Annotated in this window: 23 protein-coding genes; 12 read left to right on the forward strand and 11 right to left on the reverse strand. The window is 69.9% G+C overall.

Features of this window, described 5'->3' with window-relative positions; genetic code table 11:
- Positions 1 to 31: 31 nt before the first annotated feature.
- Both AQI88_RS29945 and AQI88_RS29950 read right to left on the reverse strand, forming a co-directional pair.
- Positions 32 to 304: a DUF397 domain-containing protein gene (locus AQI88_RS29945; protein WP_067005093.1), complete on the reverse strand. Its 273-nt coding sequence runs from the start codon at positions 302 to 304 to the stop codon at positions 32 to 34.
- Positions 301 to 1155, reverse strand: coding sequence for a helix-turn-helix domain-containing protein (locus AQI88_RS29950; RefSeq protein ID WP_067005094.1), 855 nt, complete (start codon positions 1153 to 1155; stop codon positions 301 to 303). Before AQI88_RS29950 ends, AQI88_RS29945 begins: the two co-directional genes overlap by 4 nt.
- A gap of 156 nt (positions 1156 to 1311) precedes the next feature.
- Between AQI88_RS29950 and AQI88_RS29955 the strand changes: the two genes are divergently transcribed.
- The 3 genes from AQI88_RS29955 to AQI88_RS29965 all read left to right on the forward strand — a co-directional run bounded on the left by AQI88_RS29955 (position 1312) and on the right by AQI88_RS29965 (position 3567).
- A complete protein-coding gene (locus AQI88_RS29955) occupies positions 1312 to 1788 on the forward strand; it encodes an ATP-binding protein (protein WP_067005096.1) in 477 nt (158 codons plus the stop codon).
- 203 nt (positions 1789 to 1991) lie between these two features.
- Positions 1992 to 2915, forward strand: coding sequence for a helix-turn-helix domain-containing protein (locus AQI88_RS29960; protein WP_067005098.1), 924 nt, complete (start codon positions 1992 to 1994; stop codon positions 2913 to 2915).
- A 49-nt stretch (positions 2916 to 2964) separates the two neighbouring features.
- Positions 2965 to 3567: a Uma2 family endonuclease gene (locus AQI88_RS29965; protein ID WP_067005100.1), complete on the forward strand. Its 603-nt coding sequence runs from the start codon at positions 2965 to 2967 to the stop codon at positions 3565 to 3567.
- Here AQI88_RS29965 and AQI88_RS29970 read toward each other — a convergent pair.
- Positions 3546 to 3971, reverse strand: a complete 426-nt coding sequence (locus AQI88_RS29970) for a hypothetical protein (protein WP_067005102.1) — start codon at positions 3969 to 3971, stop codon at positions 3546 to 3548. The genes AQI88_RS29965 and AQI88_RS29970 overlap by 22 nt on opposite strands.
- 53 nt (positions 3972 to 4024) lie before the next feature.
- On the opposite strand from AQI88_RS29970, the gene AQI88_RS29975 reads away from it, so the two are divergent.
- Together AQI88_RS29975 and AQI88_RS29980 are read left to right on the forward strand one after the other, a co-directional pair.
- On the forward strand, positions 4025 to 4234 hold the full coding sequence (locus AQI88_RS29975; RefSeq protein WP_067005104.1) for a hypothetical protein: 210 nt from the start codon (positions 4025 to 4027) through the stop codon (positions 4232 to 4234).
- Between the two features lie 252 nt (positions 4235 to 4486).
- On the forward strand, positions 4487 to 5557 hold the full coding sequence (locus AQI88_RS29980; RefSeq protein WP_159050432.1) for a hypothetical protein: 1071 nt from the start codon (positions 4487 to 4489) through the stop codon (positions 5555 to 5557).
- A gap of 72 nt (positions 5558 to 5629) precedes the next feature.
- Here the strand turns inward: AQI88_RS29980 and AQI88_RS29985 are convergent, their stop codons facing one another.
- Positions 5630 to 6097: a hypothetical protein gene (locus AQI88_RS29985; RefSeq protein ID WP_159050433.1), complete on the reverse strand. Its 468-nt coding sequence runs from the start codon at positions 6095 to 6097 to the stop codon at positions 5630 to 5632.
- Positions 6098 to 6699: 602 nt separating this feature from the next.
- On the opposite strand from AQI88_RS29985, the gene AQI88_RS29990 reads away from it, so the two are divergent.
- A complete protein-coding gene (locus AQI88_RS29990; protein WP_244184395.1) occupies positions 6700 to 8256 on the forward strand; it encodes a M4 family metallopeptidase in 1557 nt (518 codons plus the stop codon).
- Positions 8257 to 8293: 37 nt separating this feature from the next.
- Here the strand turns inward: AQI88_RS29990 and AQI88_RS29995 are convergent, their stop codons facing one another.
- A complete protein-coding gene (locus AQI88_RS29995) occupies positions 8294 to 9688 on the reverse strand; it encodes a M1 family metallopeptidase (protein WP_067005112.1) in 1395 nt (464 codons plus the stop codon).
- A gap of 70 nt (positions 9689 to 9758) precedes the next feature.
- Here AQI88_RS29995 and AQI88_RS30000 point away from each other — a divergent pair, with 70 nt between their 5' ends.
- Positions 9759 to 10259: a hypothetical protein gene (locus AQI88_RS30000; RefSeq protein WP_067005114.1), complete on the forward strand. Its 501-nt coding sequence runs from the start codon at positions 9759 to 9761 to the stop codon at positions 10257 to 10259.
- A 4-nt stretch (positions 10260 to 10263) separates the two neighbouring features.
- Here the strand turns inward: AQI88_RS30000 and AQI88_RS30005 are convergent, their stop codons facing one another.
- Complete coding sequence (locus AQI88_RS30005) at positions 10264 to 10941, reverse strand: pentapeptide repeat-containing protein (RefSeq protein WP_079057889.1); 678 nt, start codon at positions 10939 to 10941, stop codon at positions 10264 to 10266.
- Positions 10942 to 11069: 128 nt separating this feature from the next.
- Here AQI88_RS30005 and AQI88_RS30010 point away from each other — a divergent pair, with 128 nt between their 5' ends.
- The 3 genes from AQI88_RS30010 to AQI88_RS30020 are packed head-to-tail and all read left to right on the forward strand — an operon-like array spanning position 11070 to position 14852.
- The gene (locus AQI88_RS30010) at positions 11070 to 12230 is read left to right on the forward strand and encodes an NAD(P)-binding protein (protein WP_067005118.1); all 1161 of its coding nucleotides are present in this window, start codon (positions 11070 to 11072) and stop codon (positions 12228 to 12230) included.
- A 49-nt stretch (positions 12231 to 12279) separates the two neighbouring features.
- Entirely contained in the window at positions 12280 to 13284 is a 1005-nt protein-coding gene (locus tag AQI88_RS30015; protein ID WP_067005119.1) for a zinc-binding dehydrogenase, read from the forward strand.
- Positions 13285 to 13337: 53 nt separating this feature from the next.
- Complete coding sequence (locus AQI88_RS30020; RefSeq protein WP_067005121.1) at positions 13338 to 14852, forward strand: MFS transporter; 1515 nt, start codon at positions 13338 to 13340, stop codon at positions 14850 to 14852.
- A gap of 11 nt (positions 14853 to 14863) precedes the next feature.
- Here AQI88_RS30020 and AQI88_RS30025 read toward each other — a convergent pair whose 3' ends face one another.
- From AQI88_RS30025 to AQI88_RS30045, 5 genes are all read right to left on the reverse strand, one after another.
- Positions 14864 to 16360, reverse strand: coding sequence for an alpha/beta hydrolase (locus tag AQI88_RS30025; protein WP_067005123.1), 1497 nt, complete (start codon positions 16358 to 16360; stop codon positions 14864 to 14866).
- Between the two features lie 104 nt (positions 16361 to 16464).
- Complete coding sequence (locus AQI88_RS30030; RefSeq protein ID WP_067005125.1) at positions 16465 to 17013, reverse strand: GNAT family N-acetyltransferase; 549 nt, start codon at positions 17011 to 17013, stop codon at positions 16465 to 16467.
- Positions 17014 to 17072: 59 nt separating this feature from the next.
- Positions 17073 to 17552, reverse strand: a complete 480-nt coding sequence (locus tag AQI88_RS30035) for a GNAT family N-acetyltransferase (RefSeq protein ID WP_067005127.1) — start codon at positions 17550 to 17552, stop codon at positions 17073 to 17075.
- Positions 17553 to 17601: 49 nt separating this feature from the next.
- Positions 17602 to 19008 (reverse strand): NAD(P)/FAD-dependent oxidoreductase, encoded by a 1407-nt coding sequence (locus AQI88_RS30040; RefSeq protein WP_067005129.1) that lies wholly within the window; start codon positions 19006 to 19008, stop codon positions 17602 to 17604.
- Positions 19005 to 19682, reverse strand: coding sequence for a rhomboid-like protein (locus AQI88_RS30045; RefSeq protein ID WP_208615939.1), 678 nt, complete (start codon positions 19680 to 19682; stop codon positions 19005 to 19007). The genes AQI88_RS30040 and AQI88_RS30045 overlap by 4 nt, the downstream gene beginning before the upstream one ends.
- A gap of 185 nt (positions 19683 to 19867) precedes the next feature.
- Between AQI88_RS30045 and AQI88_RS30050 the strand changes: the two genes are divergently transcribed.
- Together AQI88_RS30050 and AQI88_RS30055 are read left to right on the forward strand one after the other, a co-directional pair.
- The gene (locus tag AQI88_RS30050; RefSeq protein WP_067005131.1) at positions 19868 to 20938 is read left to right on the forward strand and encodes a right-handed parallel beta-helix repeat-containing protein; all 1071 of its coding nucleotides are present in this window, start codon (positions 19868 to 19870) and stop codon (positions 20936 to 20938) included.
- A gap of 61 nt (positions 20939 to 20999) precedes the next feature.
- Positions 21000 to 22028 carry a methyltransferase gene (locus AQI88_RS30055; RefSeq protein WP_067005133.1) on the forward strand — a complete coding sequence of 343 codons (1029 nt, stop codon included), beginning with the start codon at positions 21000 to 21002 and terminating at the stop codon, positions 22026 to 22028.
- The last annotated feature ends 25 nt before the right edge of the window (positions 22029 to 22053 follow it).

The following is a 22053-nucleotide window of genomic DNA, read 5'->3' on the forward strand; positions in this document are numbered from 1 at the left end:
GTTCGCTGCGGCCGGGGGCTCCGGCGTTCGGTCAGTCCGTGGTGGCGTACGGCAGGAAGGTCGCCCAGGTGGTGGGGGCGAAGGCCAGCTGGGGGCCAGTGGTCTGCTTGGAGTCGCGGACGTGGATCGTGCCGGGAGTGGTGGCGACCTCGACGCAGGAGTTGCCGTCATTACCGCTGCTGTAGCTGCTCTTGAACCACGCCATCGCCACCTCGACGCAGGACTCACCGTTGGTGCCGCCGCTGTAGCTGCTCTTGAACCACGCCAGTTCGGAGGCGTCCCCGAAGGAGGCCTTGCGGATCATGTCTCTCCCAGCAGTTGCTCGATGAAGGCCTGCGACTCCCGTGGTGGGAGAGCCTGCGCCCGGATGGTGCCATATTGCAGCTCGATGACGCGAAGCTGTTTCGGATCGGTGGTCGGCCGTCCGTTGAACGCACCGTCGGAGCGTCCAACAGCCGTGCCGTCCGGGAACTTCAGCAGCTCAATCCTGCCGTCCAGCCCCGGATGGGCATCAGTGTTGGTCGGCATGACCTGAAGCGTGACATTGTGCAACCGCCCCACCTCCAGCAGACGTTCAAGCTGCTGTCGCCACATCATTGTGCCCCCGACCTGCCGACGCAGCGGTGCCTCTTCCAGGACGAAGTGGATGGACGGGGCCGGGTCACGTTCGAAGACCGACTGCCGAGCCAAGCGAGCAGTCACCATGCGTTCCACATCGTCCGGTGAGCACGGCGGCTGGGCAGCCGAGATCACGGCTCGTGCATGCTCCGGCGTCTGCAACAGCCCTGCGATGATGTTGCACTCGTATAGGCCGATCTCAACCGCCTTGGCCTCCAGCTTCCCCAGCTCCCGCACCTTCTTCGGGTACCGGACCTTCTTCACGTCCTCCCACGTCGCGGCAATGAGCCCGCCCGCCTCCAATACCTCGTCGGCCTTGTCCAGATACTCCTGTCGGGGAATTCGCTTCCCGCCCTCGATCTTGTAGACCAGGTCCTCGCCGTACCCGACCGCGTCCCCGAAGTCGGCGGCCCGCATCCCCACCGCCTCCCGCCGCAACTTCAGTTGGCGTCCAACAGTCGCGATCACCGCCACGCCCCACTCGTCGTCCGGGTCGACCTCCCAACCCGGCTCGACCGCCTCGCCGTCCACGCTCATGCCGCACCCCTCCGCCAGTACGTCCGAACTCGCGACGCCCCTACCCCTACGGCCGTTCCCGACAGCCCGGACACCACCGGAGAAGCTCAGGACAGTCACCGTACGTATCGGCGTCATCACTGTTCACGGTAAGCCCGCATCGCCACGCTGAGTGACGTGAATCAAGAAACCGCCGTCATCCCCAACTTCAGCGTGCAGCTCTCCCCCACACCACGCGGAGCCCGCCTGGCCCGACTGCTGGCCACCGAACAACTCCGCACCTGGGGGCTCCCGTTGGATCCGGCGGCGCACATCGTGGCCGAGCTGGCGGCGAACGCGGCCACCCACGGCCGAGTACCGGGACGCGACTTCCGCCTCATGCTCTACGTCGTCGGCGGCACCCTCCGCATCGAGGTCACGGACACACGAGGTGACCGCCTGCCGCGCACCCAACTACCGGCTGCGGACGTCGAGTCAGGCCGTGGCCTCGTGCTCGTGGACGCGCTCGCCGACAGGTGGGGTGTTGCACCGGGCTTGCGGCCACGCAAGACGGTGTGGGCCGAAGTCCGCCTCGACCGGAGCACGGCGGACCATGCTCCGGTCGGACCATGCGTCGGTGGGACGGGAGGCCTTTCCCAAGAAACGGGAGACTGAAAGAACCCCCACCAAACCCCACCCCTCCCGCCCGCCCGCCGAGTGCCCTCACCCACGCGGGTGAACATCACCAACTCAGCTGGATTTCGGGCTGGTTGCCTGCCCTACGCTCGGCGCAACACCCGCAGACATGCGACGGCCCTCGCCGGGACTGGCATCCCAATGCGAGGGCCTGACCACCGAGGAAGGTCTCAGGCTTCCTGATGGACACCGAAAACCCTAGCGTGCCCCCGCACGCCCAGTCCCGTGTTGCCGCCAACATCCACCCGAACCGGCACCCCGAAACCGGCGGTGGTCTGATCCACGACCACACCCGCCACACCACCCGTTTCACGGTGATCGGCAACCACCTCACCCAGCACCCCGAGCTGTCGCTCCTGGCCATCGGCCTCGGCGCACACATCCAGTCGCTGCCGCCGGGCGCCCGCGCCGACATCAAGTCCCTCGCCGCCCGCTTCCCGGAAGGCCCGGCCCGCATCGCCGCCGCCCTGCGCGAGCTGGAAGCCCACGGCTACCTGCGCCGCGAACGCACACGTATCCCCGGCGGCCGCATCGTCACCCGCACGATCTCCTGCAACCAGCCGAAGCCGCACCGCGCCGACCACGCCGACCCGGCACCCACCGGCGCGCCCGTACGCGCTGCCCGAGCATCCGCGCACACGGTCGCACCACAGGCCGCACACGACACCCCCCACCCCAAGAAACGCCCCCCACGCCCCCTCCCCGCCGTACCGCACCCGGCCTACCCCTCCCCCACCCTCCTCCAGACCGCCACCGACCTCCTCACCGGTCTGCGCAACGTCGACCCCCGCCTCCTCCTGTCGGCCCACGACACCGCCCACCTCACCCCCGGCGTCGCGGCATGGCTGCAGCGCGACGTCACCCCCACAGCCGTACGCCACGCTCTGGCCAGCGACCTCCCACCCGAGGGCCTCCGCCGCCCCGCCGCCCTCCTGGCCCACCGCCTGACCGCCCAGCTGCCGCCACTGCCACCCTTCCGGGCCCCGGCACCGCCGCCCACCAGCCGGCACCCACTCCAGACCTGCAACGGCTGCGACCGCGCCTTCCGCGCGCCTGCACCCGGCCGCTGCCGCGACTGCCGAACCGATCTCCTTGAGGCCGCCTAACATGAACGTGACGATCCTTACCCCCGGGCACAGACGAGGAGCGAGCGCCATGACCATTGCCCCGGACAACGCGCAGCAGGGCGCCTCCCACCTCTACCGGGCCATGCGTGACTTCGTGGAGTCCACGGACGGGACCCTCCCCGGCAAGTTCGAGATCACAAAGGAAGGGATCGTCCTCGACATGATGTCGCCTGTCCGGCCGCACGAGCTCACCGCACTACGTCTCCGGAAACGCCTGGAGAAGGTCATGCCTGAGGAGATCGTGGCCCACACGGGTGAACCCGATGTGGAGGTGGCGCCAGAAGGCATCATGCGCCGCCCTGACATCATGGTGATCGCCGAGGCGGACATGGAGGGGGAAGGGGCCTTCGACCCTCGTACGCTCATCGCCGCCATCGAGATCGTCTCCCGCTCCAACCCGGACAACGACTGGGTCACCAAGATGCGTGACTACCCCCTGATCGGCATCCCGGTCTACGCGATCTTCGACCCCCGCACCGGTACCGGCGCCGTCTTCGCGGACATCCATCCCACCCCCGACGGCCCCCGCTACGCCACCCGCAAGGACTTCGTCTACGGCGAGGACGTCACCATCGGTGACTGGACGATCTCCACGGACGACCTGCCGCGCTACGAGCCCATCGGCCGGTAATAGCTCAGCACCGCCGCCAGCTGAGCGAACCACTCCCCCAGCTTCGCCCTCGGCTTCGCCTCCACCACGCACTCGAAGACCCTGCCGTCCACAAGGACCACCGCCAGCATCAGGGCCCTGCCGGACGGGCTCGCCTTGAAGTGGGCGCTGCGGATCTGCTGCCAGGGGAAGTCGGCGGACAGGCCATGGTTCTCGAAGGCAACACCTTCTGCGTCGACCACGATCGAGTTGTGCCGGTCGACCGCCATGAACTCCGGTCCGTCGACCGGTGGTTGGGGCGGCGTCGGGGCGTAGGCGTACTGGGGCGGCGGCGGGCCGAAGCCCGACGGGGCAGTCGCCGGTGGGGGCGGTGGCTGTTGGCCGTACGGGGGCTGGTTGCCGTACGGCGGTGGCTGCGTGGTCATCGGCTTCCGTCCTCCCGATCGTGGTGTGACACCTGGGGAAATACTGTCATGCCGTGATTCTCGAACAGCTCTCGCCGACGGACGGCTCCCTCCCCGGTGAGCTGCTCACCGAACTCACCTCGCTCTACGCCGCCAACCGTGAGTTCTTCGCGCTCAGCGGTGACTTCCCGAATCCGGACGACATCCGGCCCGAGCAGGTGGAGGAGGCGGAGCCGGTGTGGCCGCCGGACCTCGCGCGGCTGCTGGACGAGTGGGAGGTCTGAGGCGGCGGTGGAGTAGACGACGCCGGCCGGTACGGAATCGGCGCCGTGGTGGGGGTCGGTTCGACGCTGCTCGCCAACCGGGTGCGCCGGCGGCGCGAGACCGAATCGAGCGGCGGTATCTGACAGAATCAGCGCTCATGGGTCTGCTCGGGGGGCGACCCGGCGCTTTCGCCGGGCGTGCAGACCAAACTGGATATCGCGTCCTCGCGGACGGACACCGGTGACCGACTCGGTCACCGTGGTGGCCGTGCCGTGAGCCCGGCACCCATCACCCCCGGCCTTGTCCGATCACTTCGGATCGATTTCGGGATGATGAGAGCGATACGTGAATCCAGGCCACTGTGGGTGGCCGGTACAGTGCTGATGGCCGTCGTCGCGGTCGGGGGATGCAGCAATTCATCGGGCCCGGAGACGGGCGATTCGGCGAAGAAGTCCGCCCCACCGGGATTTTCGGGGCCGGAGCCGTCGATTCCGCCGCTTGGCACGGCGGCAGGCGGCGATCCGTCCAAGCCGGTCGATTTCAAGGGCGGCGGTGCGGTCGTCCGGCCCGACGGTTCGATGACCCTGCCACTGGACGCGTATGTCTCGCTGAAGGACGAGAGCACGATCGTCCGAGCCGAGAACGTCCTCGCGCAGCAGTGCATGCAGGACAAGGGGCTGAAACTCCCCGACGCGCTCACGCTGGACAACGGACCCGAGCCGCCGGCCCCTTATGTGATCTACGGCGTGATGGACATGAAGGCCGTCAAGGTCTACGGGTACCGGGAGCCGTCCCCGGAAAAGGAACCCGCGAGCGGTCGACCGGCTGACGACGGGATCACTCCGGCGGTGAAGCGGGCCTATTTCGACGACCCGAAGAGCGGCAGGCTCGGCTGCGAGGGGAAGGCGCGCAGGAAACTCGGCGGCAAGAACCCGGAGACGTTGTTCGCGATCGTCCAGCAGTTGAGGTCGCAGACGCTCAACGCTACTTTCCAGGACAGCCGGGTCGTGGCCGCGGTCTCCAAGTGGAGTGCCTGCATGAAGAAATCCGGCTACGACTACGCCAACCCGCTGGCCCCCGCGCACGACCGGAGCCTGCTCGGCAAGGGTCTGCCCGTCCCCAAGGGGGCGACCCTGCCTCCGCCCTCCCCCGCCGAGATCGCGGCCGCCGTCACGGACGTCGAATGCAAGCGGAAGACGCAGTACGTGCAGACCGCCGCTCTGGTTTCCGCCGCCTATGAGCGGAAGGTCATCGAGCAGCGGAGCACGCAATTGCAGGACGCGCGGCGCACGCAGAAGCGGAAGGTGGAATCGGCCAAGGAGATCATCAAGGCCGGCGCCTGAGAAGCCGTTGCCGATTCGGTGACACCAGGACAGGGCCTGCCGAATGGATCGGCAGGCCCTGTGGCGCGTCAATTACTTCCAGCGCTGGTTGGAGTTGTTGTAGTCGCCGGAGTTGGCGTAGATGCCGCCGTGGCCCTCGTCGTCCAGGATCCAGCCGGTCTGGCGGTTCTTGAGCTTCCAGCCCGAGTTCGTCGAGATCTCGTACCAGCGCTGCCACCAGTTCGACTGGTCACGGCCCTTGCTGCAGTTCTCGGTGTACACCTGCCGGTAGTAGCCGACGAGGCACATGCCGTGGCCGTTGTACTCGGTGTAGCTGGTGTCACCGTTGGACTGGTCGTACCACTGGTAGTCGTCCTCGTTCACCCCGGGCATGGCCCAGTCGCCCTTGACGGTGCCACTGCTGTTGGCCGTGAGGTAATAGCCGGACTTCACGTTCTTCCACGTGATCCAGCCGTCCGCGGACGCGGCGCCGGACGTGGCGACGAGCAGGGCGGGCACTGCCGCGGCGACCATGAACGCCTTGGCTATTTTCCTCTTCACAAAGATCCCCTCCGTTATGCCGAGACGCGGGCATGCCGGGTTTTCGGGCATGCCGAAGCGCCTCGTCGATCCATGATTGGTTGCAAGCCGTTATGGGGCCGCAAGATGATCAAGCTGGCAGACAATAACACCCATTGGTGTCATGTCCACACCTGGAGAGTTCTCGGCGTGGCGGCCTTATCCGGAAGGGCGTAATCCGAATTCCCGCCACTCGGCGGGCAGTCGCCGGATCGGGCATCGCCGGCCACCGGCCCGACCGCTGGGAGCTCCGGGAGCACCGGTGCGCGGGGCGTGACACCGGCAGCCTCAAGTGCGCCTGAACAGTGGGGAGTTGACCGCACACACTCCGTCCGCATAGCGGATCCCGCAGCACGTCTTTCGGATACAAACATGTAAAGTCTTGTCGCCACCCTGTCAAACAGGCCATGGCCGATGTCACTCTCTCCTCGCCGCCGCAACTCTGTGCATCCCCTGTGCCCCACCTGTGTCTCCGGCCCCACGGAGACCAGTCCGAAGGAGATCGAGTGAGACAGCAGCCCCACGCTTCTGGCACCTCCCGCAAGACCGCCGTGCGCGCCACCGCCCTCGTCGGCTCGGCCGCGATGGTCGTCCTCGCGCTGCAGAACGGTGCCGCCACCGCCGCCCCCACGCACCCCCTCGGCGCCACGGCCCTCCCGCTCAGCGTCACGGTCCGCGCCACCGCCCTGGAGTCGGCCCAGCAGCACGCCGGTGCGGCGGCCCGCGAACTCGGCCTCGGCGCCAAGGAGAAGCTGGTCGTCCGGGACGTGGTCAAGGACGCCGACGGCACGGTCCACACCCGCTACGAGCGCACGTACGCCGGTCTGCCCGTCCTCGGCGGCGACCTGGTCACCCACGTGGCGAAGAACGGTTCGCTCAAGGGTGTCAGCAAGGCGGCCAAGGCCCGGATATCCGTGCCGACCATCACCGCGGCCGTCTCCCCCGCGAGCGCGAAGAAGGCCGCCGTCAAGGCCGCCGGCACCGCCAAGACCACCGCCTCGACCTCCCGCAAGGTCGTCTGGGCCGCCGGCGCCAAGCCGGTCCTCGCCTACGAGTCCGTCGTCAAGGGCGTCCAGCACGACGGCACCCCGAGCGAGCTGCACGTCATCACCGACGCGCAGACCGGCAAGAAGATCTACTCCTACCAGGGCATCGACACCGGCACGGGCACCAGCCAGTACAGCGGCACGGTCACCCTCGGCACCACCGCCTCGGCCTCCGGCGGTTACGACCTGACCGACGGCGGCCGCGGCGGCCACAAGACGTACGACCTGAACGGCGGCACCAGCGGCACCGGCACCCTCTTCCACGACGCCGACGACGTGTGGGGCGACGGCACCGTCAGCAACCGCCAGACCGCCGCCGTCGACGCCGCCTACGGCGCCGCCGTCACCTGGGACTTCTACAAGTCCGCGTTCAACCGCAATGGCATCGCGGGCGACGGCAAGGCGGCCTACTCCCGCGTCCACTACGGCAACGCCTACGTCAACGCCTTCTGGGACGACAGCTGCTTCTGCATGACGTACGGCGACGGCACGAACAACGCCGACCCGCTCACCTCGCTCGACGTGGCCGGCCACGAGATGAGCCACGGCCTGACCGCGGCCACGGCGAAGCTCAACTACAGCAAAGAATCCGGCGGCCTCAACGAGGCCACCTCCGACATCTTCGGCACCTCGGTGGAGTTCTTCGCGAACAACTCCTCCGACGTCGGTGACTACCTCATCGGCGAGAAGATCGACATCAACGGCGACGGCACCCCGCTGCGCTACATGGACAAGCCCAGCAAGGACGGCGGCTCCGCCGACTACTGGTCAAGGACGGTCGGCCGCCTCGACGTGCACTACTCGTCGGGCGTCGCCAACCACTTCTTCTACCTGCTGAGCGAGGGCAGCGGAGCGAAGACGATCAACGGGGTCTCCTACAACTCCCCGACCTACGACGGCTCCACGGTCACCGGCATCGGCCGGGCCAAGGCCGACCAGATCTGGTTCAAGGCCCTCAGCACGTACTTCACGTCGACCACGAACTACGCGGGCGCCCGCACCGGCACCCTGCAGGCCGCGGCCGACCTGTACGGCTCGGGCAGCGCGGAGTACAACGCGGTGGCGGCGGCCTGGAAGGCGGTCAACGTCAAGTAACCCTCCGCACAAGGCAGTACGCCGGCCGGTCCGCCCGTCACGGGTGGGCCGGCCTGCCGTCGCCGTACAGCCAGTCCTTCCAGATCCCGGAGAAGTCCTTGTGCGGGACCTTCTTCTCGACGTACGCGGTGAAGTCGGCGGTGCTCGCGTTGCCGTGCCGACGGGCGGCGGCCCAGCCCTGGATGATGTCGTAGAAGGTGTCGTCGCCGACCTTCTGCCGGATCTTCTGCAGGACCATCGCGCCACGCTCGTAGACCGGGCTGTCGGAGATGTGCGCGGCGCTGGAAGGTTTCGCCGGCGGGAAGGCCCACACGGCCTCGTCGTCGTCCTCGTACACCTCGTCGAAGGTCTGCTGGGCGCTCTTGCCGCCGTGGTCCTCCTTGTACAGCCACTCCGCGTACGTGGCGAAGCCCTCGTTGAGCCACATGTCCCGCCAGGACTTCGGCGTGACCGAGTCTCCGTACCACTGGTGGGCCAGCTCGTGCACGAGCGTGCTGGTGTCGAATTGGTCGGCGGGGAAGACGGGCCGGTTCTGGGTTTCCAGGGCGTAGTCGACGTCGCCCGGGCGGTCGACGATCGCGCCGGTGGAGGAGAAGGGGTACGGCCCGAAGTTGGTCTCCTCCCAGTCGATGATCTCGGGGATCTTCGCGAGCACCTTCGCGCTCGCCTTGGCCTGGGTGGGGTCGACGGCGGTGAGGACCGGCAGGCCGTGCGGGCCCTTGGTGCTGGTGATGTCGTAGTGGCCGATGGCAACGGTGGCGACGTAACTCGCCATGGGCTGGGCCGTGTGCCAGGAGTACGTCGTACGGCCGTCCTTGGTGCTCTGGCTCGTCAGCTCGCCATTGGAGACCGCCTGGAGGCCCTTCGGGACGGTGACCGTGATGTCGTAGGTCGCCTTGTCGGAGGGGTGGTGGTTGCCCGGGAACCAGGCCATGGAGCCGACCGGCTCGCCGAGGCCGAGCGCGCCGTCGGCGGTGGGCAGCCAGCCCTCTTCGGAGCCGTCGGGGTCGGTGAGGGCCTTCGGGGTGCCCGAGTAGCGGACGGTGGTGCTGAAGGTCTCGCCGTCGCTGAGGTCGTCGTGGGGGCGGACGGTGAGTTCCTGGCCGGTGCGGTTCCAGCGGGCGCGCCTGCCCTCGACGCTGACCGAGTCGACGTCCAGTCCGGCGAGGTCGAGGTCGAAGGCGGTCAGGTCCTTGGTGGCGCGGGCGGTGATGACCGCCTTGCCGGTGAGGTGCTTGGTGCCGGGGGTGTAGTCGAGGGTGAGGGCGTAGTGGGTGACGTCGTAGCCACCGTTGCCCGCCTTCGGGAAGTACGGGTCGCGCACGCCGGAGCTGCCCGGGGTGCCGTGGACGCCGCCGTCGCACGCGGTGCCGGTGAGGGCGAGGGCGAGCAGGGCTGCGGCGGACGGGACAAGGCGCGCGGATCTGGACATGTCAGTGATCTTAGGCGGGCGGAGCGCACCGCAGCAGGACCGGGGCAGCGGGCGTGACACCATCTCTCCCGTGCTCGACATCGGCTATGCCCTCTCCAACCGCTTCCCGGACCCGCCGCAGACCGACTACCGCCGTGCGGACGTCCATGCGCTGCGGCACGACCTGTTCTGCGGGGACGTCTATCTCGCGGACACCGAGGCGGACCGGGAGCTGTCCACAGCCTGGGGATGGGTGCCGGTGCTGGACTTCGCGTGGGCGCTGTGCGACATCGCGGAGCAGCTGGACCGGGATCCGATGGGCTCCCGTGCCTCCCGGCCGCAGCAGGCGGAGCTGGACTTCACCGAGTCCACCGACCGGATGCTCTTCGAGCGCCGCTTCGGCTGGGTGGACATCGAGGCCGACTGGATGCCGGCCGAGGAGCCCCCGCTCACCTTCTCCCACGCCGAACTGCGCCGTGAGTCCCGCGACTTCCTGCACGACCTGATCGCCGACCTGTCCGACCTCCACGAGGACCTGGCGGAGAACCCGGCGATCTGGACGCTTCAGGCCCGCTTCCCCCGACTGCCCTGATCGCTCACCCCTCCACCCGGATCCCCAGCTCGGCCGCCAGCACCGGTGCCAGATCCAGCAGTTGCCCCGTGCTGATCACCGCGCCCGAGAGCCGGTCCAGGCCGCGCACGATCTCCAGCGGAGCGGCCCCGCGCAGGTCCACGTCCTTCAGGGTCGCGCCGCCGAAGTCGGCCTCCTTCAGGGCGCAGTCGACGAACTCCACCCGCTCCAGACGGGCACCGGAGAAGTCCGGCTCGACCAGGACGCAGGACTCGAAGACGACGTCCTTGAGGCGGGCCTCGCGGAGATTGAGGTAGTCGATCTTGCCGCCCCGGATCACCACCCGCTCCAGGACGGCGCCGTGCAGCTGGGTGCCGCCGAGGCGCGGGTCGAGCACCTCGACGTCGCGGAAGGTGGACTCGGCGAGGTTCGTGCCGACGCCCCGCAGGCCGGTGAGGACCGAGTCCAGCACCCGGGCCCGGCCCAGTGCCGTCTCGTCCACCGCGCAGCCCGTCAGCGCACAGTCCATGAAGCGGGCCCCCGCGCCGTCCTGCCCGGCCAGGTCCGCCTCTCGGAACTCCAGCCCGTCGTAGTCACCGTCCGGCTGCAACTCCCCGTCCGGCCAGGGCTCAAGAGGTGGCAGCCGCACCTCCGGCCGCCGCGCCGACCGTACTCCTGCCTCACCCATCGCTCTCCTCGCCATGCCCCCCATGCTGCACCCCGCCACTGACAATCGCCCCGACCTGCGAAAACACCAGCGATGTCACATTCCGGGGCCCCCAGCGGTCGTACCTGCAGAGCACACAGCACAGCGGAGGGAGACACCCACCCATGCATCGCATCACCGTCGTCGGCGGCGGCTTCGCCGGCCTCACCGCCGCGATCACCGCCGCCGAGGCAGGCGCCAAGGTGACCGTGTACGAAGCCCACCACACCCTGGGCGGCCGGGCCCGCACCGCCGAGGGGCCGTACCGGACGAACGAAGGACCGCACGCCCTCTACAACGGCGGCCCGCACTGGATCTGGCTCAAGCAGCGGAATCTGATCGGGCCGCTCGCCCCGCTCCCCCCACTGGAGGCGGCCCGGCTGCGGCTGCGCCACCACGGCGTCCTGCGCCGCACCCCGCCCTTCGCCCTGCTCAAGCTGCTGCGTCCCGGCGTCCGCCAGGCTCCCGTCGACGCCGACTTCCTGAGCTGGGCGACCGGCATCGCCGGCGAAGAAGGTGCCCGCGCGGCCGCCAACTACTCGGCCGTCGCCCTCTTCCACCACGACCCCGGCGCCCTGTCCGCCGCGTTCGTGCAGGAACGCCTGCGCCGGGCCACCAAGCTGCCGCCGGAGGCGCACTACCCGCGCGGCGGCTGGGCGAGCGTCATCGACCGGATGGCCGCGCGGGCCTGGAACCTCGGCGTGCGGATCGAGACGCTGTCCCGCATCGACACCCTGCCCACCGACGCACCCGTGGTCGTCGCCACCTCCCTGCCCGCCGCCCGGCGGCTGCTCGGCGACGACTCGCTGACCTGGCCCGGCGGCCGCACCGTGCTGCTCGACCTCGCGCTGCGCACCCGGCGCGGGGACGCCTTCGCCGTCTCCGACCTGGACGCGCCCGGCTGGATCGAGCGCTTCACCGCCCAGGACCGGACCCTCGCCCCGGCCGGTGAGCAGCTGATCCAGGGACAGATCCCGATCGCTCCCGGCGAGAGGCACGCGGACGGGCTCGCCCGGGCCGAGGAGCTGCTCGACCTGGGCTTCGAGGGGTGGCGGGAGCGGGTCACCTGGCGGCGGGAGGCCGTGGCGGACGGTCGTACGGGGGCCGTGGACCTGCCGGGCCGCAGCTGGCGGGACCGGCCCGCCGTGGACCGCGGCGACGGTGTCTACCTCGCGGGCGACCAGGTCGCGGCGCCGGGCGTGCTGTCGGAGGTGTCGTTCAACAGCGCGGTCACCGCGGTGGCCCTGATCCTCGGCAGGTCCGCCCTTGACCTCAAGCATGCTTGAGGTCGGAGGGTGGGCCCCGGAAGACGCAGACGCGATCACTGGGGGTCCCATGCACGCCGTCCGCCTGTACGCCTTCGGGCCGGCCGAGAACCTGACCTACGAGGAGACCGAGGATCCGGTACCGGGGCCGGGTGAGGTGCGGATCGCGGTCGCCGCGGCCGGGGTGCATCTCCTGGACACCGCCCTGCGCGAAGGTCAGCAGGGCCCGCTGCCCGAGCCGCCCGTCCTGCCCACCGTCCCCGGCCGCGAGGTCGCCGGGGTCGTGGACGGTCTCGGCGACGGCGTGGACGGGGCCTGGCTCGGCAAGCGGGTGGTCGCCCACCTTGGGTTCGCGCCCGGCGGATACGCCGAACTCGCCGTCACCGGCGCCGAACGCCTGCACGAGATACCGGAGAGCCTGGACTTCGCCGAGGCCGTCGCCATGATCGGCACGGGGCGTACGGCGCTGGGGGTCGCGCAGTTCGCCGAACCGGGACCGGACTCCGTGGTCGTCGTACCGGCGGCGGCGGGCGGCATCGGCACGCTGCTCGTGCAGTACGCGAAGAACGCCGGAGCGACGGTGATCGGCCTGGCGGGCGGGCCGGAGAAGACCGCCTGGGTGCGCGCGGCCGGTGCCGATCTCGCCGTCGACTACACCGACTCCACCTGGCCCGCCAAGGTCCGCGCCCACCTCGGGCACGGAGAAGGGCACGGAGAAGGGCACGGAGAAGGGCACGCCACGATCGTCTACGACGGTGTCGGCGGCGAAGTCGCCAGGGAGGCCGTGGCCCTGCTCGGGCCGGGCGGCCGGCATCTCGTCTTCGGCTGGTCGGCGGAGGGGATCGGGGAGGGCCGGCAGGGGTACTTCGCCGAGGACGTCTCGGAGTCGGTCCTCGGCCCGGCGATGCTCCAGAGGGCGGGCGGTCTGCGCGCCCTCGAGCTGCGCGCCCTCACCGAGGCGGCCGAGGGCCGGCTGCGCCCGGCCGTCACCCGCTTCCCGCTCGCCGAGGCGGCCGCCGCGCACCGGGCGCTCGAAAGGCGCGGCACGATCGGAAAGGTGGTGCTGGAGCCATGAACCAGGACCCTGCGGGGGATGCGATACGCCCCGATTCATGGTCTTCTGGCCAGATGAGTACCGGCCAAAGGGGTGAACCCCCGTCGGCGACGGCCGGAGCCGAGGACACCGATCCCCGTCGCTGGTGGGGCCTGGTCGTCATCGCCCTCGCCCAGCTGATGGTGGTCCTGGACGCGACGATCGTGAACATCGCGCTCCCCTCCGCCCAGCACGACCTGGGCATGACCGACGCCAACCGGCAGTGGGTGATCACCGCCTACACCCTCGCCTTCGGCGGACTCCTGCTGCTGGGCGGGCGGATCGCCGACCTGGCCGGCCGCAAACGCACCTTCGTCATCGGGCTCGTCGGCTTCGCCGCCGCCTCCGCGCTCGGCGGCGCGGCGGCCACCCCGGGCATGCTCTTCGGCGCCCGCGCCCTGCAGGGCGCCTTCGCCGCCGTCCTCGCGCCCTCCGCGCTCTCCCTGCTGACCACGACGTTCACCGATCCCCGGGAGCGCGGCAAGGCGTTCGGCATCTACGGTGCCCTCGCCGGCAGCGGCTCGGCGATCGGGTTCATCGTCGGCGGTCTGCTCACCGAGTACCTGAACTGGCGCTGGTGCCTGTACGTCAACGTACCCATCGCCGTCCTCGCGGTGCTCGGCGCCTTCGCCCTGCTGCACGACCGCCCCGGCCACGGTGGGGCCCGCCTCGACGTGCCCGGCGCGGCGCTCGGCTGCGGCGGGCTCGTGGCGATCGTCTACGGCTTCAGCGAGGCCCAGCCACGCGGCTGGACCGACCCGCTGGTGCTGGCCCTGTTCGCGGCCGGCGTGGTGCTGCTCGCCGCGTTCGTCTGGTGGCAGACCCGCGCCCCCAGCCCTCTGCTCCCGCTCCACATCGTCAAGGACCGCAACCGCGCGGGCTGCTTCCTGACCATGATGCTCGCGGTCATCGGCATGTTCGGGCTGTTCCTGTTCATGACCTACTACCTACAGGTCATCCTCGGCTACTCGCCGGTCCGGGCGGGCCTGGCCTTCCTGCCGCTCACCGCCGCGATCATCATCGGCTCCACCCAGATCTCGGCGCGCCTGCTGAGCCACGTGGCCCCGCGCATACTGATGGTCCCCGGCATGGTCCTGGCCGCCTCCGGTCTGCTCCTGCTCACCCGCATGACGGTCCACTCCTCCTACTCCGGCGAGATCCTGCCCGCCCTGATCCTCATGGGCCTCGGCATGGGCCTGACCTTCATGCCGGTCTTCGCCACCGCCACCTCGGGCGTCGCCCCGCAGGACTCCGGCGTCACCTCGGCCACCGTCAACACCTCCCAGCAGGTGGGCGGTTCCATCGGTACGGCCCTGCTCAACACCATCGCCACCACCAGTAGCGCCGCGTACATCACCGCCCACCTGCACAGCCCGTCCGAGAAGGCCACGGTGATCCCGGTGGGCGTGGTGCACGGCTACACGGTGGCCATCTGGTGGGCGGCGGGCGTCATGCTGCTGGCCGGACTGGTGGCGGGGCTGATGGTCACGGCCAGGGCGCCCGGGCACGGCGTACCGGCCGAAGCACCCGTCCCGGAGTCAGCGATCTGACCCGCCGCCCCTCAGGGCGCCGGGGTCGCCGGGCACGTGGCGTCGTCGGCCGGGAGCTGTCCGGTGAGCAGATAGCGGCTGCCGTGACGGTCCATGCAGGTGTTCCCGGCGAACAGGTACTGGCCGTGGTTGCCGCCGCCCGCGACGACGAGGCGGGAACCGGCCAGCACCTGGTGCATGCGCCGCGCGCCCTCGACCGGGGTCGCCGGGTCGTCCTTCGCCTGGAGCAGCAGGACCGGCGGCACGTGCGCCGACCCGATCTTCACCGGCCGGGCCGTCGGGGCCTTCCAGAACGCGCACGGCGCGCTGTACCAGGTGTTCAGCCAGGCGTACAGCGGAGCCTTGGGGGCCGCCGCCGTCGTGTCCTTGTGCCAGGTCGCCCAGTCGCGGGGCCACGCGTCGTCCACGCAGTTGTAGGCGAGCTGGGCCGGGTCCACGCCGCCGAAGGCGAGCTGGTCGGTGTCGCCGAGCAGGGCGCTCGCATCCCCGCGCCGGTAGTCGGAGACGGCCCGGGCCACGTCCGCCCAGAGCAGGTCCGTGTACATGGAGGAAGCGAGCAGATCGTCGAGCTCGGCGCTGCCCGCCCTGCCTCCGGCGGGGTGAGCGTCCAGCTTCTTGCGGACGGCGTCCCACGCGGCCGACACCTTCGCCGCGCTGGCACCCAAGTGAAAGGTCGCGTCCTTCTTGGCCGCCCACGCGAAGAACTGGCCGGTCCGGTGCTGGAGCGCCGGATCCTGCTCGTACTGGGAGGCGTAGGTGGTGACGGTCGGATCGACCACGCTGTCCAGGATCATGCGGCCGGTGTGCGACGGGAACAGCGTGGCGTACGTGGCGCCGAGCCTCGTCCCGTACGAATACCCGAGATAGTCCAGCTTGTCGCGGTGGAGCGCGGTACGGATCCGGTCCATGTCGCGGGCCGCGTTCTCGGTGGTGATGTACGGCAGCAGCCCCTTGCCGTTCGCGTCGCACTGCTCGGCGACCTTGCGGGCCACGGAGAGACGCGCCTGCTCCTGCGCGTCGGTCGAGGGCGTGTACGGCACGGCCGGATGCTTGATCAGCTTCTTCGTGTCCCCGCAGGAGACCGGGGTGCTGGCACCGACCCCGCGCGGGTCGAAGCTGACCACGTTGTACTTCGCGCCGACGTCCTGGGGCAGCGAGCTCCACACCAACTGGGCCGTGCCGATACCCGATTCGCCCGGCCCGCCCGGGTTGACCACGAGGGTGCGCGGGGCGTTCGCATCGCCGACTATCGACAGGGTGAGCTTGATCTGCCGGCCGTCGGGCTTGGCGTAGTCGAGGGGCACCTTGAGGGTGGAGCAGTACGTACCGCGGGGCGCGTCGGAGCCTGCGGGGCAGGTGGACCAGTGGAGGGCCGCGGGCTCGGTGACCTTGGCGGCCGGTGCCGCGTCGGCCACCTGCGGCCCGGCGAACGCGGCGAGCGCGGCGAGCCCGAACGCGGCGGCGACGGCCGTACTACGTCGTACGAAGGGAAGGTTCGCGCTGGGCAAGTGATCCTGCTTTCATGCCAGTTCGACTGCTGACGGAAAGCAAGATGAGGCGGCGGGCCGAAGGGTTGTGTCGCGGCGAGTTTTGCTCCAGCGCACGCAGGTCCTCAGCAAGCGGTCAGCCTCACCCCGTCGTCCCAGGGCGCCAGTTTCTGGAAGTAGATGTCGTCCCGCCACCGGCCGTCGATATGAATGTGCCCGCGCGATATCCCAACCGTCCGGAACCCGGACTTCTCCAGCACCCTGCAGGACGCCGGATTGTCCTCGCGGGCGAATGCGTCCACCCGGTGCAGGTCAAGTTCACGGAAGGCGACATCAAGTGCCTGCGACACGGCCGCGGTTGCGATCCCCCGGCCGTTGCACCGTCCCGAGATCCAGTAGCCGAGGAAACAACTGCGGAGCGGACCGAGAAGAATGTTGTTCAGGTTGACCTGGCCGACGATCACTCCTGACTGGAGGACGACTCCGGGCCACCTGCGTCCTGCGTCGCGCTCCCGCAGTGCGGATTCCACGGCAGCGCGCTGGCCCGAGTGACTGAAGAATTCCTCCGAACGCGGTGGATCCCACGGCCGAAGGAACTCTCGGTTCTCCCGATGGAGATCCGCCAGGATGCCACTGTCCTCAATCGCCAGCGGGCGAATCTCTGTTACGGCCATGCGGGTTCACTGCCTTCCGCGACGGGGTTTTCTCGGCCGATCGCCTTGCCCGCACGCAACTAGCGCCCCGTCCCGAGCCCGGTCAGCGCGTCGTCCGTCAGGCGATACACCGTCCACTCGTCCTGCGGCCGCGCGCCAAGAGCCTCGTAGAAGCCGATCGCGGGCCGGTTCCAGTTCAGCACCGACCACTCCAGGCGCTCGTAGCCGCGCGCCACGCAGATCCGGGCCAGCTCGGTCAGCAGGGCCCGGCCGTGGCCGCCGCCGCGGGCGGAGGGGCGGACGTAGAGGTCCTCCAGGTAGATGCCGTGCACCCCTCGCCAGGTGGAGAAGTTGAGGAACCACAGGGCGAAGCCGACCGGTTCGCCGCTCCCCTCCTCCACCGCTATATGCGCGAAGGCCGCCGGGCGCTCCCCGAACAGCGCCTCGCGCAGCTGCTCCTCGCTCGCCCGCGCCTCCTGCGGGGCCTTCTCGTACTCGGCCAGCTCGCGGATCAGGGCGTGGATGACGGGGATGTCGGCGGGGGTCGCGGTGCGAATCATGAGGGGGAGGGTAGCCAGCGGCGGCCCTCCCCCGGTCACCCGGTCGGCCTCAGTGCCTCCCCGCCACCCGGTCCGCCACCCGGGCCAGCCGCGAGGACTCGGTGCCCGGATGGAGCCGTTCGCGCTGGTCCGCCGCGCGGTAGGTGGCGTACATGCCCTGTACGCCCAGCCAGCGGAAGGGTTCCGGCTCCCACTTGCGGACCTTGTGGTTCACCCAGGGCAGGTCCGTCAGTGCGGTGCGGCCGGCCTGGCCCGAGTCCTGCTGGACGAGGTCGCGCAGGGTGCGGGCGGCCAGGTTGGCGGTGGCGACGCCCGAGCCGACGTAACCGCCCGCCCAGCCGAGGCCGGTGGCCCGGTCGAGGGTGACCGTGGCACACCAGTCGCGGGGCACGCCGAGGACGCCGGACCAGGCGTGCTCGACGCGCAAGCCCGCGAGGGACGGGAAGAAGCGGGTCAGGATCTCCCGCAGAGCCTCGATGGTCTCGGGCTGGGTGCGGCCGTCGTTGTCGGTGCGCGAGCCGAAGCGGTACGGCACCCCGCGCCCGCCGAGCGCGATCCGCCCGTCGGCCGTGCGCTGCGCGTACATGTAGGCGTGCGCCATGTCGCCCAGCGTCTCGCGGCCGTCCCAGCCGATCGCCGCCCACTGCTCGTCGGTGAGCGGCTCGGTGGCGATCATGGAGGAGTTCATGGGGAGCCAGGTGCGCTTCTGGCCCTTCAGGGAGGCGGTGAAGCCCTCGGTGCAGCGCAGGATGTAGGGGGCGCGGACCGTGCCGTAGGGCGTCACGGCGTGCTTGGGGCGGATCTCGGTCACCGGGGTCGACTCGTGGATGGTCACGCCGAGCGCCTCCACCACGGCCGCCAGCCCCTTCACCAGCTTCACCGGGTGCAGCCGGGCGCCGTGCGGGGTCCAGGTCGAGCCGACCGCGCCGGCCACCCTGATCCGCTCGGCGGTCTGCCGGGCGCCGTACAGCTCGCGGTCCTTCTCGCCGTACGACAGCTCGTGCTCGTGGAACGCCTTGAGCCGGGCGAGTTGCGCGGGCGTGGTCGCCACCTCCAGCACGCCGCCGCGGTGCACATCGGCGTCGATGCCCTCCGCCTCGGTGACCGCGACGACCTCGGCCACGGTGTCGTTCATCGCCTTCTGCAGGCGTACGGCGGCCTCGTGACCGTGCAGTTTCGCGTACCGGTCGCGGCCCGCGATGCCGTTGTACAGCCAGCCGCCGTTGCGGCCGGAGGCGCCGTAGCCGCAGAACTTCTGCTCCAGGACGGTGATACGGAGGAAGGGGGCGGCCTTCTTGAGGTAGTACGCGGTCCACAGTCCCGTGTAGCCGCCGCCGACGATGACGACGTCGGCGGACGCGTCCCCGGGCAGCGGCTCCCGTTCCGCCGGGAGACCGTCGTCCGCGTACCAGAAGGAGATGCCGCCGTTGACGACGCGGCTTGCCGAGCTGCTCATGCGCGGACGTTAACCCACAGCGCAGCCAGTGTCTCCTTCGGATTCCATGCTTTTCCACGGCTTCTGACCAGCGGGTAACACGCCAGCCCGATCAGTACGGACAGGAAGTGCCCGAAGTCGGTGAAGGTGCGGCCGGCGACGAGCGGGACCGTGTAGAACGCGAACAAGGCCGCCAGGTACGGATACCGCCAGGGCGCCGCGATCCGGTAGGCGAGCACCGCCACCACGCCCGCCAGCGCGTAACTCACCCCGATGTCCAGGGTGTTGACCGCCGAGTGCGGGGCATGGCCGTCGTGGATCGCCTTCAGCAGGGCCAGCTCGCTGATCAGCGTGGCGAACACGTGCGCGGCCGCGCACACCGCGAGCCAGCGCAGGGTGCCGAGCCAGCGTTCGGCCTGGGCGTGGAAGACGGTGTACAGGAAGGCGTACGGCAGCCAGTGCCCGCTGTCGATCCACATCGCGCTGGTGATCAGCACCCGTACGGGGTTCTGCGACAGCTCGTGGATGTTGGTGGAGCGCTGCCGCAGGAAGTCCTCTTCGAAGTCCGGCGACATGTGGTGCAGGGCGACGGTGGTGAGGAACAGGATCAGCAGCCACACGTAGGTGCCCGGGGCGCTGCGGACGTACTCCGCGGCCGCCCGGAGCCCTCGTCGAAATCCGATGACCCGGTACACAGACGTCAGTATGGTCGGCAAGGTGATCGAGGTGCCTCGCAAGCCGGCCGCTTCTCACGAGAAATTCAACGGGGAGGCGGGACGGGCGTTCGTCGCCCCCGGCTTCGACCTGCTCCCTGCTCTGACACGCCGCCGGATGGCGTATCCGGGCGATCAAGGGATTAATCAGTCATACCGTAACCGATATGAAGAGATGTCACATCGCATATCTCGCGTGCACCGCCGCCCTCGTCGGCGCAGGACTGGGTGCGTCCCCCGCCGCGGCGGCCAAGAAGGTCCTGGTGGTCCACCCGGGAGAATCGATCCAGAAGGCGGTGGACGCCGCACAGGCCGGGGACACCGTTCTGGTGCTCGGCGGCACTTACCACGAGAGCGTCCAGATCAGCACCCCCTGGGTGACGCTGCGGGGCATGGGTGCCTCGACGGTGATCGAGCCGGCTGACCCGAAGGCCCCGACGAAGGCCGCCAACAGCTGCGCCGAGGGCGGCAACGGCATCTGCGTCATGGGCACCAAGACCAAGAACGTCGAGGGCGTCACCGTCGCCGACCTGACGGTGACCGGCTTCAGCAAGACCGGCGTGTACGGCACGGCGACGGACGGCATGACCGTGCGCCGGGTGAACGCCTACAAGAACGGCGTGTGGGGCATCGCCCAGGAGCGGTCCGTGCATGCGGTCCTGCGGGGCAACTACGCGCACGACAACGGCGACGCGGGCCTGTTCCTCGCCAACACCATCAAGGAGGAGGCGGGCGCCTACGACGCCGGGCAGACCCTGGTCGAGCAGAACCGCCTCGAGAACAACCGGATCGGCATCACCGTGCGCAGGCTGCGCAACCTCACCGTCACGGCGAACCGCGTCACCGGCAACTGCGCCGGGGTGTTCGTCGTCGGCGACGAGAACCAGCCCAAGGCCGGCGACCTGACCGTGTCCGAGAACCGGGTCACCGGCAACAACAAGTCCTGCCCGAAGACCGAACGGCTGCCCGCGCTCCAGGGCTCCGGCATCGTCCTGACGGGCACCGAGCAGACCCGGGTGACCGGGAACCTGGTCTCCCGCAACACCGGCACGTCCCCGCTGTCCGGCGGCATTGTGCTCTTCAAGAGCTTCGTGGGCGTGACCAGCGACGAGAACCGGATCGACGCGAACGCGCTGCAGAACAACTCCCCGGCCGACCTCGTGAACACGGACACGGGCAAGGGCAACGCCTTCGAACGCAACTCCTGCCGGGCCTCCAGGCCGGCGGGCCTGTGCTGACCGCCTGACCACTGCCCCTGCTGGACCGACGCAGGCCGAACGATGAGAGAGAGGGCGGCAGATGACGTCCGCTGAAACAGCCCCACCGCCACCCATGCGACTACGCGAACTCGTGTTCGGCGCGGCCTGTGCCGCCGCCGTCCGGGCCGCCGCCCGGCTGGGCGTGGCCGACGCCCTCGAGGACGCCCCGATGACCGTCGAGGACCTCGCGGCGGCGGTGAAGACCGAGCCGAAGCCGCTGCGTCGGCTACTGCGGGCCCTGTCCTGCTACGGCGTCTTCGCCGAGCGGCGGGACGGGACGTTCACGCACACCGACATGTCCCGGCTGCTGCGCGAGGACGACCCCAACAGCCTGCGCGCCATCGCCCTGTGGTGCACCGAACCATGGACCTGGGACGCCTGGCCCCGCCTCGACGAGGCGGTGCGCACCGGCCGGAACGTCGTCGAGGACCTCTACGGCAAGGAGTTCTTCACCTACCTCAACGAGGACGCCCCCGAGTCGGCGGACGTCTTCAACCGCGCGATGACGCGCTCCAGCGAGCAGTCGGCGCGCGAGGTCGCGGCCCTGCTGGACCTGTCCGGAGCCAAGTCGGTCGCGGACATCGGCGGCGGCCAGGGGCATGTGGTGGCGTGCCTGCTGGACAAGTACCCGGTGATGCAGGGCAGCCTGCTCGACCTGCCCCGGGTGGTCGAGAACGCCCTGCCGCGGCTGCGCGCGGGCGGGGACCTCGCCGGCCGCGCGCAGATCGTGCCCGGCGACGTCCGGGAGGCCGTCCCGGTCGAGTCCGACGTCTACATCATCAAGAACATCCTCGAGTGGGACGACGAGAGCACCGCCCGGCTGCTGCGCAACGTCGTGGGGGCGGGCGGCCCCGGCACCCGGGTCGTCGTCATCGAGAACCTGGTGGACGACACCCCCTCGATGCGTTTCAGCACCGCCATGGACCTGCTGCTGCTCCTCAACGTCGGCGGGGCCAAGCACACCACCGACTCCATGGTGGGCAGGCTGACCTCGGCGGGCCTGCTGGTGGACGACATCCGGCCGGTCAACCCCTACCTGCACGCCTTCGACTGCCACGTGCCCGGGTGACGGGGTACCCGGGCCGAGCGCACCG

Source organism: Streptomyces cellostaticus (genome assembly GCF_001513965.1).
Classification (GTDB): Bacteria; Actinomycetota; Actinomycetes; order Streptomycetales; family Streptomycetaceae; genus Streptomyces; species Streptomyces cellostaticus.

Bases quoted from the DNA above. Each gene is read 5' to 3' on its own strand.
- AQI88_RS29945 (WP_067005093.1), bottom strand. From the start codon at position 304: ATGATCCGCAAGGCCTCCTTCGGGGACGCCTCCGAACTGGCGTGGTTC.
- AQI88_RS29950 (WP_067005094.1), bottom strand. From the start codon at position 1,155: ATGAGCGTGGACGGCGAGGCGGTCGAGCCGGGTTGGGAGGTCGACCCG.
- AQI88_RS29960 (WP_067005098.1), top strand. From the start codon at position 1,992: ATGGACACCGAAAACCCTAGCGTGCCCCCGCACGCCCAGTCCCGTGTT.
- AQI88_RS29965 (WP_067005100.1), top strand. From the start codon at position 2,965: ATGACCATTGCCCCGGACAACGCGCAGCAGGGCGCCTCCCACCTCTAC.
- AQI88_RS29970 (WP_067005102.1), bottom strand. From the start codon at position 3,971: ATGACCACGCAGCCACCGCCGTACGGCAACCAGCCCCCGTACGGCCAA.
- AQI88_RS29990 (WP_244184395.1), top strand. From the start codon at position 6,700: ATGGTCGTCCTCGCGCTGCAGAACGGTGCCGCCACCGCCGCCCCCACG.
- AQI88_RS29995 (WP_067005112.1), bottom strand. From the start codon at position 9,688: ATGTCCAGATCCGCGCGCCTTGTCCCGTCCGCCGCAGCCCTGCTCGCC.
- AQI88_RS30005 (WP_079057889.1), bottom strand. From the start codon at position 10,941: ATGGCGAGGAGAGCGATGGGTGAGGCAGGAGTACGGTCGGCGCGGCGG.
- AQI88_RS30010 (WP_067005118.1), top strand. From the start codon at position 11,070: ATGCATCGCATCACCGTCGTCGGCGGCGGCTTCGCCGGCCTCACCGCC.
- AQI88_RS30015 (WP_067005119.1), top strand. From the start codon at position 12,280: ATGCACGCCGTCCGCCTGTACGCCTTCGGGCCGGCCGAGAACCTGACC.
- AQI88_RS30020 (WP_067005121.1), top strand. From the start codon at position 13,338: ATGAGTACCGGCCAAAGGGGTGAACCCCCGTCGGCGACGGCCGGAGCC.
- AQI88_RS30030 (WP_067005125.1), bottom strand. From the start codon at position 17,013: ATGGCCGTAACAGAGATTCGCCCGCTGGCGATTGAGGACAGTGGCATC.
- AQI88_RS30035 (WP_067005127.1), bottom strand. From the start codon at position 17,552: ATGATTCGCACCGCGACCCCCGCCGACATCCCCGTCATCCACGCCCTG.
- AQI88_RS30040 (WP_067005129.1), bottom strand. From the start codon at position 19,008: ATGAGCAGCTCGGCAAGCCGCGTCGTCAACGGCGGCATCTCCTTCTGG.
- AQI88_RS30050 (WP_067005131.1), top strand. From the start codon at position 19,868: ATGAAGAGATGTCACATCGCATATCTCGCGTGCACCGCCGCCCTCGTC.
- AQI88_RS30055 (WP_067005133.1), top strand. From the start codon at position 21,000: ATGACGTCCGCTGAAACAGCCCCACCGCCACCCATGCGACTACGCGAA.